The organism is Amycolatopsis sp. NPDC041971 (assembly GCF_055588925.1).
On record NZ_JBVJCE010000001.1, the window covers coordinates 849,866 to 863,957 of the forward strand.

12 protein-coding genes are annotated in these 14,092 nt (G+C 69.8%); 7 read left to right on the forward strand and 5 right to left on the reverse strand.

Annotation, left to right across the window (positions count from 1 at the left end):
- Nucleotides 1–54 precede the first annotated feature (54 nt).
- Nucleotides 55–960: a haloalkane dehalogenase gene (locus ACZ6DT_RS04240; protein ID WP_465588339.1), complete on the forward strand. Its 906-nt coding sequence runs from the start codon at nt 55–57 to the stop codon at nt 958–960.
- A gap of 136 nt (nt 961–1,096) precedes the next feature.
- On the opposite strand, the gene ACZ6DT_RS04245 is transcribed toward ACZ6DT_RS04240, so the two are convergent.
- Nucleotides 1,097–2,380 carry an aspartate aminotransferase family protein gene (locus ACZ6DT_RS04245; protein WP_465588342.1) on the reverse strand — a complete coding sequence of 428 codons (1,284 nt, stop codon included), beginning with the start codon at nt 2,378–2,380 and terminating at the stop codon, nt 1,097–1,099.
- Nucleotides 2,381–2,513: 133 nt separating this feature from the next.
- On the opposite strand from ACZ6DT_RS04245, the gene serS reads away from it, so the two are divergent.
- Both serS and ACZ6DT_RS04255 read left to right on the forward strand, forming a co-directional pair.
- Entirely contained in the window at nt 2,514–3,782 is a 1,269-nt protein-coding gene (serS, locus tag ACZ6DT_RS04250; protein ID WP_465588345.1) for a serine--tRNA ligase, read from the forward strand.
- 28 nt (nt 3,783–3,810) lie between these two features.
- On the forward strand, nt 3,811–4,815 hold the full coding sequence (locus tag ACZ6DT_RS04255; protein ID WP_465588348.1) for a DUF3558 family protein: 1,005 nt from the start codon (nt 3,811–3,813) through the stop codon (nt 4,813–4,815).
- A gap of 96 nt (nt 4,816–4,911) precedes the next feature.
- Here the strand turns inward: ACZ6DT_RS04255 and lhgO are convergent, their stop codons facing one another.
- Nucleotides 4,912–6,168 carry an L-2-hydroxyglutarate oxidase gene (gene lhgO / locus ACZ6DT_RS04260; protein WP_465588840.1) on the reverse strand — a complete coding sequence of 419 codons (1,257 nt, stop codon included), beginning with the start codon at nt 6,166–6,168 and terminating at the stop codon, nt 4,912–4,914.
- Nucleotides 6,169–6,176: 8 nt separating this feature from the next.
- Here lhgO and ACZ6DT_RS04265 point away from each other — a divergent pair, with 8 nt between their 5' ends.
- Both ACZ6DT_RS04265 and ACZ6DT_RS04270 read left to right on the forward strand, forming a co-directional pair.
- On the forward strand, nt 6,177–6,773 hold the full coding sequence (locus ACZ6DT_RS04265; RefSeq protein ID WP_465588350.1) for a TetR/AcrR family transcriptional regulator: 597 nt from the start codon (nt 6,177–6,179) through the stop codon (nt 6,771–6,773).
- A complete protein-coding gene (locus ACZ6DT_RS04270; RefSeq protein ID WP_465588353.1) occupies nt 6,770–7,258 on the forward strand; it encodes a nuclear transport factor 2 family protein in 489 nt (162 codons plus the stop codon). The genes ACZ6DT_RS04265 and ACZ6DT_RS04270 overlap by 4 nt, the downstream gene beginning before the upstream one ends.
- 7 nt (nt 7,259–7,265) lie before the next feature.
- On the opposite strand, the gene ACZ6DT_RS04275 is transcribed toward ACZ6DT_RS04270, so the two are convergent.
- Both ACZ6DT_RS04275 and ACZ6DT_RS04280 read right to left on the reverse strand, forming a co-directional pair.
- Nucleotides 7,266–8,804 carry an MFS transporter gene (locus ACZ6DT_RS04275; RefSeq protein ID WP_465588356.1) on the reverse strand — a complete coding sequence of 513 codons (1,539 nt, stop codon included), beginning with the start codon at nt 8,802–8,804 and terminating at the stop codon, nt 7,266–7,268.
- Between the two features lie 8 nt (nt 8,805–8,812).
- Nucleotides 8,813–9,904: a C45 family autoproteolytic acyltransferase/hydolase gene (locus ACZ6DT_RS04280; protein ID WP_465588359.1), complete on the reverse strand. Its 1,092-nt coding sequence runs from the start codon at nt 9,902–9,904 to the stop codon at nt 8,813–8,815.
- Between the two features lie 133 nt (nt 9,905–10,037).
- Here ACZ6DT_RS04280 and ACZ6DT_RS04285 point away from each other — a divergent pair, with 133 nt between their 5' ends.
- Nucleotides 10,038–10,271: a hypothetical protein gene (locus ACZ6DT_RS04285; protein WP_465588361.1), complete on the forward strand. Its 234-nt coding sequence runs from the start codon at nt 10,038–10,040 to the stop codon at nt 10,269–10,271.
- Entirely contained in the window at nt 10,268–10,963 is a 696-nt protein-coding gene (locus ACZ6DT_RS04290) for a hypothetical protein (protein ID WP_465588364.1), read from the forward strand. The genes ACZ6DT_RS04285 and ACZ6DT_RS04290 overlap by 4 nt, the downstream gene beginning before the upstream one ends.
- On the opposite strand, the gene ACZ6DT_RS04295 is transcribed toward ACZ6DT_RS04290, so the two are convergent.
- On the reverse strand, nt 10,933–14,088 hold the full coding sequence (locus ACZ6DT_RS04295; RefSeq protein WP_465588367.1) for an AfsR/SARP family transcriptional regulator: 3,156 nt from the start codon (nt 14,086–14,088) through the stop codon (nt 10,933–10,935). The genes ACZ6DT_RS04290 and ACZ6DT_RS04295 overlap by 31 nt on opposite strands.
- Between the last annotated feature and the right edge of the window lie 4 nt (nt 14,089–14,092).

The window sequence follows — 14,092 nt, forward strand, 5'->3', positions numbered from 1 at the left end:
AGCTTGACCGTCTGAAAACGGCATCGGCGCACGATCCCCACTAACGTGGGAGTCGTGCGCCTTTTGAGGACACCGGACGACCGGTTCTCGGACCTGCCCGACTTCGACTTCGAACCGCGCTACGCGGAACTCGTCGACCTTCACGGCGGCGTGATCAGAGTGGGTTACGTGGAGGCCGGACCCGAGGACGGGCCGCCCGTCCTCCTGCTGCACGGCGAGCCGACCTGGTCCTACCTCTACCGCAAGGTCATCCCGGTGCTCGCCGGCGCCGGACTGCGCGCGATCGCGCCCGACCTGGTCGGCTTCGGCCGGTCCGACAAACCCGGCGACATGGTCGACCACACCTACCAGCGGCACGTCGAGTGGATGCGCGCGTTCGCCTTCGACGTGCTCGACCTGACCGACGTCACCCTGGTCGGCCAGGACTGGGGCGGCCTGATCGGCCTGCGCCTGGTCGCCGAGAACCCCGACCGGTTCGCCAGGGTCGTCGCGGCCAACACCGGCCTCCCCACCGGCGACACGGACATGCCGGAGCTCTGGCACAAGTTCCGCGACACCGTCGAGAAGGCACAGGTGCTCGAGGTCGGGCGGTTCGTCCAGTCGGGCTGCCAGACCAGGCTGCCCGACGAGGTCCGCGCCGCCTACGACGCGCCCTTCCCGAACGAGATGTACAAGGCCGCCCCGCGGGCGATGCCGTCGCTGGTGCCGATCACCCCGGACGACCCGGCTTCGGCCGCCAACCGTGCCGCGCTGAAGGTGCTCTCGGAACTGAACAAGCCGTTCCTGGTGTCGTTCTCCGACGGCGACCCGATCACCGCGCCGTGGGGTCTCGAACTGCGGGGCTCCATGCGCGGCGCCCGGGAGCTCGAGCATCCGACGATCACCGGCGCCGGTCACTTCCTCCAGGAGGACGCCGGTGGGCGGCTGGGCGAGGTCATCGCCCGCTTCGTCCACTCCTGAAGTGCTAGGAACGGACCGTTCCTTGCGAAATTTGCAAGGAACGGTCCGTTCCTAGCATCGGGCGGGTGTCATGAACGACCCTTTCCTGACGAAAAACGTCAGGAAAGAGCGTTCACGACACTTGAGGTGACGCCGGTCAGGACACCGCGGCCAGTGCGTCGGTGACGATCCCGAGGCCTTCGGAGGCCTCCTCAGCGGTGAGTGTCATCGGCGGAGCGATCCGCAGCACGTTGCCGTGCAGCCCGCCCTTGCCGATCAGCAGCCCGCGCGCCTTGGTCTCCTCCATCATCCGCGCCGCGGCCCCCGGGTTAGGCGTCATGCCGCCCGGCTCGACCAGTTCGACGCCGATCATCAGGCCCTTGCCGCGTACCTCCCCGATCAGCGGGTTCCCCGCCGCGCGCAGGCCGCCGAGCAGTTCGTTGCCGCGTGCGAGTGCGTTGGCCTGGAGGTCGCCCTCGGCGATGTGGTCGAGGACCGCGGCCGCGCCCGCCATCGCGACCGGGTTGCCGCCGAAGGTCGAGATCGAGTTCGCGGTGAGACAGTCGACGAGGTCGCCGCGTGCCACGAGACCGCCGATCGCGAGCCCATTGCCGAGGCCTTTGGCGAAGGTCATCGCGTCGGGGACGACGTCGTGCGCCTGGATCCCCCAGTAGTGTTCCCCGGTCCGTCCCCAGCCGGTCTGGACCTCGTCGGAGATGAACAGGATCCCGTACTGGTCGAGGACCTCCTTCATCGCCTTGAACAGACCGTCCGGTGGCGAGCTGAACCCGCCGACGCCCTGGATCGGCTCGGCGATCATGCAGGCGACGTCGCCCGAAGTGCCCGTCTCCAGGACGTCGACCAGGTCCGCGACGCACGCGTCGATGTACTCGATGTCCGAAAGCGCCCGGAACGGGCTGCGGTACCGGTAGCCGCCGTGCACGTAGCTCACCTTCACCGGGCTGAGCGACGACGCCGACCAGCCGCGGTTGCCGGTGATGCCGACCGTCGCGAACGACCGGCCGTGGTAGGAGTTCCGCATCGCCAGCACCTGGTTGCTGCGCCGGTACTGCGTGGCGAGCATCAACGCGGTGTCGTTGGCTTCGGTCCCGGAGTTGGTGAAGAACACCTTCGCGTCGGGGATGCCGGAGAGCTTCGCGATGCGCTCGGCCAGTTCGACCTGCGAGCGGATCAGGTACAGCGTCGAGGTGTGCAGGATGCCGGTGTCGAGTTGCTTGCGCACGGCGTCGCTGATCGCCGAGACGTCGTAGCCCATCGAGTTCGTCAGGATGCCCGCGAAGAAGTCGAGGTAGGTGCGCCCGGTCGAGTCGATGACCCGGCGGTCCTGCGCGTGCACGATCTCGATCGGCTCGTCGTAGTAGAGCGCCAGCCACGACGGCAGTACCGCCTTGTGCCGCGCCAGCAGGTCCGCATCGGTCATCGGGTTTCTCCGTCCGCAGCAGGGAGATCTCAGTATGGGGACGGCCCGAAACGGGCGGCAACGATCAGACTGTCGGGTTATCCGCGCGGACCCGCACATTTTGTGCGGCTCGCACGGACTACTCTCAGCACTCGTGATTGACCCCAGGACTCTGCGCGATGACCCGGACGTCGTGCGCGCTTCGCAGCGCGCCCGTGGCGAGGACGAAGGAGTGGTCGACAAGCTGCTCTCCCTCGACTCCCGCCGCCGGTCTTCGATCGCCGCCGCCAACACGCTGCGCGCCGAGCAGAAGTCGCTGGGCAAGCTCGTCCCGAAGGCGCAGGGCGAGGAACGGGCCGAACTGCTCGCCAAGGCGAAGGGACTCGCCGCCCAGGTGAAGGCCGCCGAGGTCGAGCAGACCGAGGCTTCGGAGGAGTTCGAGCAGCTGCACCGCCTGGTGCCGAACCTGGTCCACCCCGACGCGCCCGAAGGCGGCGAGGACGACTATGTCGTGCTCAAGCACGTCGGCGAGCCGAAGAAGTTCGACTTCGAGCCGAAGGACCACCTCGAACTCTGCGAGGGTCTCGGCGCCCTCGACATGGAGCGCGGCGCGAAGGTCTCGGGCTCGCGGTTCTACTTCCTCACCGGCCTCGGCGCCCAGTTGCAGCTCGGCCTGCTCAACATGGCGATCGCGCAGGCGACCGCGAACGGTTTCACCCCGATGATCACGCCGACCCTGGTGCGGCCGGAGATCATGGCGGGCACCGGTTTCCTCGGCGCGCACTCGTCGGAGATCTACCGGCTGCGCGACGACGACCTGTACCTCGTCGGCACCTCCGAGGTCCCGCTCGCCGGCTACCACGCCGACGAGATCCTGGACCTGGCGAAGGGCCCGAAGCGCTACGCGGGCTGGTCGTCCTGCTACCGCCGCGAGGCCGGTTCGTACGGCAAGGACACCCGCGGCATCATCCGCGTGCACCAGTTCGACAAGGTCGAGATGTTCGTCTACACGCGTCCCGAGGACGCCGAAGCCGAGCACGCGCGCCTGCTGGACTGGGAAGAGCAGATGCTCGCCAAGATCGAGGTCCCGTACCGGGTGATCGACACCGCCACCGGCGATCTCGGCACGTCCGCGTACCGGAAGTTCGACTGCGAGGCGTGGGTGCCGTCGCAGGACACCTACCGCGAGCTGACCTCGACGTCGAACTGCACGACGTTCCAGGCCCGCCGCCTCGGCATCCGCTACCGCGACGACGACGGCCGCCCGCAGACCGTCGCCACGCTGAACGGCACGCTCGCCACCACCAGGTGGATCGTCGCGATCCTGGAGAACCACCAGCTCGAAGACGGTTCGGTCCGGGTGCCGGAGGCGCTTCGTCCCTTCCTCGGTGGAACCGAGGTGCTCACGCCGACATCGAAGTAGGGTCCGCGCCGAGGAGGGATAGGGACGCATGCGGTTTCGGAATTCGCTCGCGATCGGGCTGGCGGTGCTGGCGGTCGGCGGCTGCACGTCGACGATCGGCGGTACGGCCTCGCCGGTGCCCGGGCAGGGCCCGGTGGTCACGAAGGCCGAGCCGTGCGAACTGCTGACGCAGGAGCACGCGAACGCGCTGGGCGTCAGGTACCCCGGTGAGGAACGCGCCGCCAAACCCGAACAGAAGGTCCCCGCCGTCTGCCGGTTCCGGAAACTGGAGGACGTGGGCAAGGCGTCGAACCTCGAGGTCTCGTTGAGCAAGGACCTGTCCTTGAACGACTACATGAGCGGCGCGCAGCCCGGGGAGAAGTTCGGGCTCGGCGGCTTCACCTGGACGCGGTACGCCACCATCCTCGGCCCGGCCTACTGCTCGCTGAGCACGGAGATCACCTCGGACTCCTTCGTGGAGATCGCCAGCGAGAGCCCCGACCACACCGAAAGCAACGCGTGCGACCTGGCCAAGGCGGCGGCTCCGGCCGTGGCGTCGAAGCTGCCGGGTGGGCAGCAGGACCCGCAGGTCACCGCGCCGCCCGGACAGAAACCCGCCGAGCCGGGCGGACCGCTCGTGACCACCGACCCGTGCGCCATGCTCAAACCCGAACAGACCGCGCAGTTGCGGCTCGGCCCCACCGGCGAGCCGCTGAAGTCCACCTCCGATCCGAATGTGGTCGGCTGCGAGTGGGCCGACACCGACGGCGACAAGGGCGAGAAGGCGTTCGACCTCTGGTTCTACCCGGCGAAGCCGATGGACGAGGTCCCGACGCTGGTCACGCAGGGCGAACCGCAGGACTTCGACTCCGGCGACCGCAAGTGGAAGCTCTACACCCAGTCGGGCAGCAAGCTGTGCGCCGCGGGGCTGTCGATCACCGCCACGTCGACGGTCGCGATCATCGCGGGCAACCTCGACGATCCCGCGAAGGCGTGCGAAGTGATCAAGGCAGCCGTTCCGCTGCTGAACGGGAACCTGCCGCCCTCGTCCTAGCTCACGCGAGTTCGCCGCCTGATCACGCGTGATCGCCTTCCAAGCACGCGAGTTCGCCCTCCAATCACGCGTGATCGCCCCCTGATCACGCGAAAGCTAGTCGCTCACCTCGTCGGCGATGTGCTTCGCGATCTCCAGCGCGCTGGTCGCCGCCGGTGAGGGCGCGTTGAGGACGTGCACCTGGTTCCGCGCGGTCTCGATCAGGAAGTCGTCGACGAGCGCGCCGTCCGGGCGCAGCGCCTGCGCGCGGACACCGGAGCCGTGCCGCACGATGTCGTCCTCGGTGACGGCGGGCACGAGCCGCGCGAGGCTTTCGGCGAAGCGGCGCTTCGAGAACGACCGGCGGACCTCGTCGAGGCCGGTCGGGTACGCGTACTTGCGGGCGAGCCGCCAGACGCCGGGGAAGCGGGCGACCTCGGCGAGGTCCTTCGCGGAGAAGTCGCGCCAGGTGTAGCCCTCGCGGCGCAGCGCGAGCACGGCGTTGGGGCCGGCGTGCACACTGCCGTCGAGCATGCGGGTCAGGTGCACGCCGAGGAACGGCAGCGACGCGTCCGGGACCGGGTAGATCAGGCCGCGCACCAGGTGGCGGCGTTCGGGTTTCAGCTCGTAGTACTCGCCGCGGAACGGCACGATCCGCGCGCTCGGGATGAGCCCGGCGAGCCGCGCGACGCGGTCCGCGTGCAGGCCCGCGCAGTTGACGAGGGCGTCGGCGTGGATCACGTCGTCGCCGGTCGCCACCTCGACGCCGCCGGTGTGGCCTGGGCGGATCCCCAGCGCGGGCGTGCCGAGGCGCAGGTCGGCGTCGGATTCGTCGAGCAACCGCACGAGCGCGGCGCAGACGCCCGCGAAGTCGATGATGCCGGTGGATTCCACGCGCAGCGCGGCGACGCACGAGACCTCGGGTTCGTACTCGCGGGCCTCGCTCGGGGTGATGAGCTTGGCCGGGACGCCGTTGGCCTCGGCCCGTTCGGCGAGCACCTTCAGCGCCGGAAGTTCCGCTTCGGAGGTGGCGACGACCAGTTTGCCGCATACCTGCACCGGCACCCCGTACTGCCGCGCGAAGTCCACAATGGACCGGTTGCCCGCGGTCGACATCCTGGCCTTGAAGGAACCCGGCTTGTAGTAGAGCCCCGCGTGCACGACGTTCGAGTTGTGCCCGGTCTGGTGGGCCGCCCAGTGGTCCTCCTTTTCGAGCACCGTGACGTCCAGACCGCGTTTGGTCAGCTCCCAGGCGGTGGCGAGACCGACGATCCCGCCCCCGATCACCACGACAGTACGCACGATCGACCAGGTTACCCGGAGCACTACCTGACACTCGTTAGGTTGTCTGGTAGCGTACCTGACCGATGTCAGGTAAGCGGTTGAGCAGGGACGAACGCCGGGAACGGATCCTGGCCGCGGCGGCGCGGGTGTTCGCGGCGTCGGGGTACGACATGGCGGGGATGCGCGAGGTCGCGACGGCCGCCGGGATCAGCACGCCCGTGCTCTACGACCATTTCCCGGGCAAGGCGGCGCTGTACGCCGCTCTCCTGGAGTCCGAAGTGGACAGTCTGCTGGCGGGCTGGGCCGAGTTGCCGACGGCGGGCACCGCCGAAGAGTTGCTCCGCGGCCGGGTGGCGGCGATCTTCGCCTGGATGGAGACGAACGAACGCGGCTGGCGGATGATCTTCGCCGAGACACCGTCCGACGAGGGCGTCGCCGAGGTGCACCGGCGCGGGCAGGCCAGGGCCACCGGGCGGTTGACCGAGGTGTTCGCCCGCGTGCCCGGCCTGGCGCTGACCGCGGACCTGCCACGCGACCGCGCGAACGAAGCGCTCGCCGAAGCGGCGAAGAGCGCGCTGAACGCCATCGCCACCTGGTGGTGGAGCAACCGCGACATCCCGCGGGAGCAAGTCGTCGCGCTCACGACGGATCTGTTGTGGCGCGGGCTGGGGAATCTGATCCAGGAGGACGTATGAGCACCGACACCACCGACAGGTACCGCCGGGCACTCGAGACCCGGGACGTCGAACTCGCGCTGAGCGCCTTCGCACCGGACGCCGTGGTGCGTTCGCCGCTGACCGACCGGGTCCGGTTCACCGGACACGCGGAACTCAGGCCGCTGCTGGAAGTCGCGTACGCGCATCTGCGCGAGGTCCGGTTCCACACCGACACGGGTGACGGGCGCACGCGGGTCGTCGTCTACACCGCGCGCATCGGCGGCGAGGAGATCGAAGAGGCGGCGGTGCTGAAACTCGGCGAAGACGGGCTCATCGCCGAAGTGACGCTGTTCGTGCGGCCGCTGCCCGGCCTCGTCGCGTTGATGGACGCCTTCGGCCCGGACATCGCGCGCCGCAACGGCCGCACCTTCGCGGCCCGGTTGCTGGCGGTGGCCGCGAAACCGCTGCTGGCCATGGTTCGGTCCGGTGACAAGCGGGCCGTGCCGCTCGCCGGACCTCGCTGACGACATTTCAAGCCGCAGCGGGAACCGGCGCAGCAGGCGAAGCCTCTTCAGGGTCTTCGAGGACCTTCGGCACCCCGCGCAGCGTGAACAACGCGCTGACCGCCAGCAACGCCATCAGCCCCGCCGAGTACAGCATCGTCACCTGCAACCCGTCGACGAACGCGGACTTCGCGGCGGCCAAAACCAGCGCGCCTTGCTCGGGCGGCAGCTGAGCCGCGACCTGGACGGCCCCGCCGAGGGTGTCCGAAATCGCTTCTGGAGGCACGCCCGCCGGGATGACGAGTTCGCTCCGGTAGAGCGCGCCGAGCACACTGCCGAGGACGGCGATCCCCAGCGCGCCGCCGAGTTCGGTCGCCGTCTCGGAGATCGCCGACGCCGCCCCCGCCCTGGCCTTCGGTACGACGCCGAGCACCGTGTCCGTCGCGACGGTGAGGATCAGCGCGAGCCCCACACCGAAGACGATCATCGCGGCGAGCAGGTCCGTGTAGACGATCGTCACGCCGATGCTCGTGTACAACGCGAAACCGACCGCCGACAGGGCACAACCGAGCGCGATCGTCGCGGCACGACCGAAGGCCTTGATCGCCAGCGGTGCGAGCACACCACCGAGGATCGCGCCGCCCATCCCGGGGAGCCCGGCGAGCCCGGACTTCAGCGGCGACCAGCCCACCACCAGCTGCAGGTACTGCGCGAACATCAGCGAGACCGCGAGCTGCGCGAACATCGCCAGGATCGTGGTGCCGACGGTCGCCGAGAACGCCCGCTGCGCGAACAGCCGCAGGTCCATCAGCGGTTCGGCCAGCCTCGGCTGCCGCAGGACGAACGCGAGCAGGCAGCCGAGGCCGAGTACGGTGGCGACCGCGACGTCCCAGTGTCCCCAGCCCTTGTACGCGACTTCCTTGATCGTGTAGACGATCCCGACCATGCCGACGAGGGAGAGCAGCACGCTGAGCACGTCGATCCGATGGGACACCGGATTCTTCGATTCGGGCAGGATCAGCGCACCGGCGATCACCATGACCACCACCACCGGCACGTTGACCAGGAACACCGAACCCCACCAGAAGTGTTCGAGCAGCACCCCGCCGACGAGCGGCCCCATGCCGAAACCGAGGATCGTCAGCCCGCTCGAAATCCCGATCACGGCCGCGCGTTCCTTGCCGGTGAACACGTTCCGCAAGATCGACAGCGTCGACGGCATCAGGGTCGCGGCGGCGACCCCGAGCAGCGCGCGGGCGGCGATCAGGAGCTCCGCCGTCGGCGCGTACGCCGTGATCACCGAAGCGACACCGAACAGCGACGCCCCGATGAGCAGCAGCTTCTTCCGGCCGACACGGTCGCCGATGTTCCCCATCGTGATCAGCAGCCCGGCGAGCGCGAAGCCGTACGCGTCCGCGATCCACAGCAGTTCCGTCGTCGACGGGTGCATCTGTTCCGAAAGCGACGGCAGCACCAGGTGGAGCACGGTCAGGTCGATCGCGATCAGCAGCTGCGCCAGCACACAGACCACGACGGTGCCGATCTTGCGGCCTTTTCCGATTGTCACCGCACTGTTCACCGCGACACGCCGAAGGTGAGTTCCGGCGAGTGCCGCGCGGAGCCGTTCTCGCCGTCACCGAGATAGAACCGGGTGCTCATGGTGCGGGCCGCCGGGTCGAGGACGCTGCGCCACAACGTCCGCCACGGCGCGCCGGGCTCGACCGCGAAGGACACCGCGTCGAGCGCGTCGCGCGGCCCGGTGCCTGCCTCCTTGGTGAGGGTGCGCAGCCGCTGGTAGGTGAGCATGGTGTCCGGTGTGTCCTCCGGTAGCGCGTCGAGGTCAGGATGGCGGTGCAGCAGGTGGTTCGTGACGCACAGCGGCCCGTCGTCGACTTCGACGAAGTACTCGACGTCATGCGCTCCGCGTTCGTAGACGAACCCCCGGCCGGAAGTGTCGGCGACGATGTAGTGGCAGGGCGCGCCATGTGCGTACTGCTTGGCGAGCATCAGCGCTTCTTTGGCCTCGTCGACGGTTTCACAGGTGTCCAGCAGATACCGGCACACCTGCAGCACCGAAAGGCCCGCCTGCGGACCGTGCTCCAGCGGGGTGGCCGTCTCGACTTCGGCCATCAGCAGCGTGACAACGAGCCCTGCCTCGTTGACCCCCTCCGTCCCACCGTCCATTGTGGACATCGACAGGGCCGTCGAGGCGATGCCGTCGTCGGGGATCGTCGTCAGAACGTAGGGCCGCGACGCCATCGGCACGGTCCCGTCGTCGACGGGTTCCTCCCCCGCCAGCACCGCGCCCAGCTGACTCCAGCTCATGGTGAAGAAGTCGTAGTTCCGGCCGAGCGTGCTTCCCGTCCACAACGCCGAACAGCCCGACCCGGCGGGCAGGGCGCTCGCGTCGTCGAAGGAGACCGCCGCGTCGGCCGGAAGCCCGTAGGCCTCGGCGAACCCGGCCGTACGTTCCGCGTACTGCGGCCAGTTCCGCGCGAACCAGGTACGCCGCGCCCTGGCCACGATCGGCTCGACCGGCGGCGGCGACCAGTCCGAACGCGCCTTGACTTCGACACCGAGCGCCTGGCCGATTTCGGCCTGGGTGCCGCGCAATGTCAGCTGCCGCACGGCGAGGAAGTCTTCGGGAGATCCCGCTGAGTAAGTCATGTACGGAGGGTCTCCGCGACCGCTGACCGTCCACGCACCGAACGCTGTCAGTACTGGCAGCGTCTGTCATCGGAATGTCATGTGCTCCGCGCGAAAGTGGTTTCACCAAGGCAACGACAAAGCGAGGGAAACCATGATCGGCAACAAGGTGTACATCGTCGCCGGGGGCGTCATCAGCGTCCTGTTCGTCGCGCTCGCGATGGTCGAGTTCTCCACCGGTTACCCGGACGACGGCCTGCAGGACCTCCTCTACGCCGCGGTGAGCGCCGGCGCCGGCACGCTGCTGTACGTCCTCGACCGCCGTCAGCGCGACCGTCGTGCCAACGCCGCGGCGGCCAACGACGCGGCGCAGCGTGACGCCCGATGAGGAACATCGACGGCGGCTTCCTCGCCGCACCCGACCAGGCCTCGCTCGACCGCCGCGAACGGGACGTGCGCAAGGGAAAGCTCGCGCTGATGCTGACCGTCGTGGGCGCCTTCGTCGCGCTGGTCGCCGGTTACAACGTCCTCGTGGACTTCTCCCCGGTTTCGCTGGTGGTGACGATGATCGCGCTCGCCGCCGCGATCGGTGGCGGCGTGCTCACCAAACACCTGATGCGCTCCGTGCGGTTCCGGGTGCACAAACCGAACGCGGCCCTGGTCGGCGCCGCGAAGCTCACCGGGCTCCTGGTGGTCTTCTTCGCGATCGCCGCCCTGCTCGGCTCGATCGAGGCGCCCGGTGCGCTGCGCGTCGTCCTGATCGCCGTTGGCTGCGCGGCCATCGGCTACGTGAAGTCGCTGCACGACCAGCAGTGGGTGCTGTTCGAACTGGACGCGGTGGGCGTCCGCGTCGAGCGGACCGTCGTGCCCTGGCGTGACGTCACCCGGCTCACCATCGACCCGGTCGGCCCCGGCATGACCCGGCTCGGCGCGGTCGGAGTCAACGCGGCGCCGCTGTACGTCGCCGTCCAGGACGCCGAACTCGACCAGCGTCTCCTCGCCGACGCAGTCGGCCGCTTCGCGCCGCAGGGGACCTTGCTGACCCGCGCTCAGGACTCGCTGGGCAATCCGGCCAATTGAGCGGCGCCGCGCAGGCCCAGCCCTCGGCGGTAGGCCCGGTCGAACTCGTCGCCGAGCCGCTCCCGCACGGTCGTCCGGAGCAGGGCGGCGTCCAGATCGACGGCGAACGGGGTGCCCCGAATGGTCACCGCGGCGCCGATCAGGACGGCCGCCCGCTCGGCGTCGCCCCGCAGCAGCGCGACCCCGGCGAGGCCTTCGACGGCGAGGGCCACCGTGGTGCTGTCGTGCCAGCTGTCCGCCGACACGAGGGCCAGCCGGTGCAGTTTCTCGGCCCCGTCGGCGTCGCCCTCGGCGGCCAAGACCCAGCCGAGTGAGATCCTCGCGCCGGCACGGACCCCCTCGGCCGCGAACGAACCACCGGAACATTCCGCGAGCGCGAGTTCGCTGAGCGCGCGAGCCCCGGCCAGATCGCCCTCGTGCCGGGCGAGGAACGCCAGCCCGATGTACCCGGCCGCCCGGCTTTCCGGCATCCCGGCGCGGCGCGCGATCTCGACGGCGAGTTCGAAATCCGCCCGCGCGCCCGCCGCGTCGCCGTGGAGCAACCTGCTGCCGCCGCGACGGCACAACAGGTCCGCGTTGTCGTCGGACGCGCCGAGTTCCCGCATCAACCGCAGGGCCTCGTTCATCGTTTCGAGGGCTTCGGCCTGCCGGTTCGTCCAGATCAGGATCTGCGACAGATGGTCCAGGGCCATCGAGAGGCCCCAGCGTTCTCCGATCGAGCGGAACGCCTGCGCCCCCTCGCGCAGGAATTCTTCCGCCGTTTCGAGCTCGCCCTGCATCAGCGCGCGGAGGCCGTAACCGGTCGGTGCGAGGGCGAGACTCCAGGCATCGCTGTTCGCCAACAGCGCCTGGCTGCGTTTGATCAGCGCGTCGTCGTCGCCGGGCGGGCCGGTCACGACGCCCATCAGCAGCAGGAGCGCCGGGTTCCGGGGCGCCTTGTCCAGGGTGAGCATGAGGTCGTTCACCAGCGGCAGATGCCTGTCGAGTGCCTCGTGGCCCCGCAGTCCCGCGGCGGCGGTGAGCACGCAGAGCTGGTACTCCTCTTCGAGCCCTTCCGGCGGCCGCTGTCCGAGCTGCTTGACCACTTCCAGGCTCAGCGTCGAACCTTCGAACCGGCGGCCGCGCATCCACCAGTACGTCACCAGCGAAGCCGAAAGCCGGAGCGCGATCCGCACATCGGACTCGGCGGACCAGCGCAACGCGGCCAGGAGGTCGTCGTAAGCGGCGTCGAGACGGTCGAGCCAGACCAGTTGCTCACCGGTGCGCACGAGCGGATCCGCCTTCTCCGCGAGGGCGAGGAAGTGCTCGGCGTGTGCGCGCCGCAGCTGCTCGGTTTCGCCGGCTTCGGCGAGTTTCCCGGCGAAGAAGGCCCGGATGGTTTCGAGCATCCGATACCGGTCCCCGGTGCGCTCCACCAGCGATCTGTCCACAAGGGACGGAAGCAGTTCCGCGATGTCCGGCACGGCACAGACCGCTTCGGCGTCGGCGAGGGTCGTGCCGCCCGCGAAGACGGTCAGCCGCCTGCCCAGCAGGCGTTCGTCCTCGTCCAGGAGATCCCAGCTCCATTCGACGACGGCGCGCAGGGTGCGATGACGGCTCTCGGCGACCCGGCTGCCCCGCGAGAGCAACCCGAACCGGTCGTCCAGCCGGGAGGCGATCTCCCCGACGGTCAGTGTCCGCACACGCGCGGCGGCGAGTTCGATGGCCAGCGGCAACCCGTCGAGCGCGGCGCAGATCCGCTGGACGTCGCCCGCGGTGGTGTCGTCGACGGCGAAGCCCGGATCGCCCGCCCGCGCGCGGTCGGCGAACAACCGGACCGCGGCGAACTCCAGCGACCGGGCGGGCGGCGTACCCGGCGGTGGCACGGCGAGCCGCGGCACGGGGGAGACGATCTCGCCGGTGATGCCCAGCGGTTCGCGGCTGGTGGCGAGTACGCGCAGCGCGGGGGCCGCGCCGAGCAGCCGGGCGGCCAGGTTCGCGGCGGCCTCGATCAGCTGCTCGCAGTTGTCGAGCACCAGCAGGACCGCCCGGTCGGCCAGTGCGTCGATCAGCCGCTCCAGTGGCGCGTTCTCGACCGGGGCGGTGACCGTCCCGAGCGGGACCGTCCGCAGGCCGAGCGCGGTCAGCACGGCGTGCGCGACAGTGAGGTCTCTGACGTCTTCGGTGTACGGCGCCAGTTCGACGAAGACCGCCGGGAGGTCCATCGCGGCCGCGGTCTCGATGGCCAGCCGGGTCTTGCCCGCCCCGCCGGGGCCGGTGAGGGTCACCAGCCGTGAGCGGTCCAGCTGGCCGAGCACGTGCCGGAGGTCGCCTTCGCGGCCGATGAAGCTGGTCAGCTGGGCGGGGAGCGGCGTGGTCGTGGTCTCGATGGGCGGTGCCTTGGCGGGCGGCGTCTCGCCGCGCAGCACGGCCAGATGCGCGGCGGCGAGATCCGGCCCGGGATCGGCGCCGAGTTCGTCGGCAAGGACACGGCGGGCGTCCTCGAAAGCGGTGAGCGCGTCGGCGTGGCGTCCCGCGGCGTGCAGCGCGCGGATCAGCAGCGCGCGCGGCCGTTCCCGCAGCGGTTGAGCGTCGATGACCTCGCGAAGCCCGGCGAGGACGTCTTCGTGTCTTCCCAGCTTGAGTTCCGCCTCGACGCGGTCCTCGATCGCCGACGTCTTCAGCTCGTTCAGCCTGGTGACCTGCGGATCGCGGAACGGCGCGTCGGTGATGTCGGCGAAAGCCGGGCCGCGCCAGAGACGGAGAGCGTCGTGAAGCAGTTCGGCCGCTTTCGTGGCGTCTCCCGCCGCGAGAGTGCGTCGCCCTTCGACGGCGAGCCGCTCGAACCGGTGCACGTCGACGTCGTCGGGATCCACGGCCAGCCGGTAACCCGCAGGGCTGAACTCGACGGGCGCGAGTTCCTTCAGCGCGCCGCGCAGCCGTGAGACCTGCGATTGCAGTGCGTTCGCCACGCCTTCGGGTGGCTGCTCGCCGTAGAGACCGTCGATGAGCCGCTCGGCCGGGACCACCCGGCCCGCGTCCAGCGCGAGCAACGCGAACAACGTCCGGACCCTGGGCCCGCCGACCGGGACGACGGTGCCGTCCTCGCGGCACACCTCCGTCGCCCCCAGAACGCCGAATCGCATGGGT